Consider the following 1,173-nt stretch of genomic DNA (forward strand, 5'->3'; position numbering starts at 1 on the left):
GGAGACGTCCATGACTTCGAGTATGACGATTGCCGTCGATTTGGCCAAGACCGTGTTCGAGATCGCTATTGCTGATTCCGAATGGCGGATTGTCGAGCGCCATCGATTGAGCCGATCGCCGTTTCAGGCGTTCTTTTTCAATCGCGAGCCGGCCACGGTCGTGATGGAGGCGTGTGGCACAGCCCACTTCTGGGGCCGATGGCTCACGGGTCTGGGTTTTACCGTCCGATTGATTCCGGCACAGGCGGCACGCCCTTACCGCCGCCGCAATAAGAACGATGCCGCCGATGCCTCGGCTTTGATTGAAGCTGCTCGTAACGCCGAGATCATCGATGTGCCTGTGAAGTCGTCCGAACAGCAGGCGATCCAGGGTTTGCATCGTGTCCGCTCTCAGTGGATGGCGACTCGCACGGCACGGATCAATAATCTCCGTGGCTTGTTGCGCGAACAGGGCATCAATATCCCGGTGGGGGCCGCCACGGCGGTATCGGCGGCTCCGGCCTTGATCGACGACGAAAACGTGCCCGAGGTCCTGCGCGCGGCTTTGTTGGAAATCGTTTCGGAGATCCGGGCACTCGAAGCGCGAATGAAGACGATCGAAGCCGAGCTCAAGCGTTATGCGGCTGCTTCGGCCGATGTGCAGGCGATTCAGCAGGTGCCCGGTATCGGCTTGTTGACGGCCACGGCGTTGGTGGCCGCTGTCGGTTCGCCCAAGCACTTCCGCGACGGGCGTCATATGGCCGCCTGGATGGGGCTGACGCCTCGCCATACCGGCAGTGGGCATCGCCTGCACATGGGCGGCATATCCAAACGGGGCGATCGCTATCTCCGGATGCTGCTGATCCATGGCGCACGCTCTGTCTTGATCAGAGCCCAGATGAATGCGAAGACGGGCCAATCCCTCAATCGATTACAGCAATGGGCCATGGATCTGAAACAGCGATCGAACCACAACAAGGCGACGTGCGCCCTGGCGAACAAGCTGGCCCGCATCGCCTGGGCGGTCTGGGCCCATGACCGCGACTTCGATGGCAATCACGCCATCGCCATGGCCGCATAACTTTGAACGATTAGTTCCCTCCCCCGGTTGCGTAGAGACGACAGCAGTTATGGCAGACGAGGTCGGACCCGCGTCGAGAAAGGCCGATAACAGTTCCGGCTATCAAAGCCGTT

1 protein-coding gene is annotated in these 1,173 nt (G+C 60.4%); it reads left to right on the top strand.

Annotation, left to right across the window (positions count from 1 at the left end):
* The first annotated feature begins 22 nt into the window (after positions 1 to 22).
* Positions 23 to 1,060: an IS110 family transposase gene (locus D3260_RS17055; protein WP_370456336.1), complete on the top strand. Its 1,038-nt coding sequence runs from the start codon at positions 23 to 25 to the stop codon at positions 1,058 to 1,060.
* Positions 1,061 to 1,173 lie beyond the last annotated feature (113 nt).

The sequence above is a fragment of the Salinisphaera sp. Q1T1-3 genome (assembly GCF_003602005.1).
Lineage (GTDB): Bacteria > Pseudomonadota > Gammaproteobacteria > Nevskiales > Salinisphaeraceae > Salinisphaera.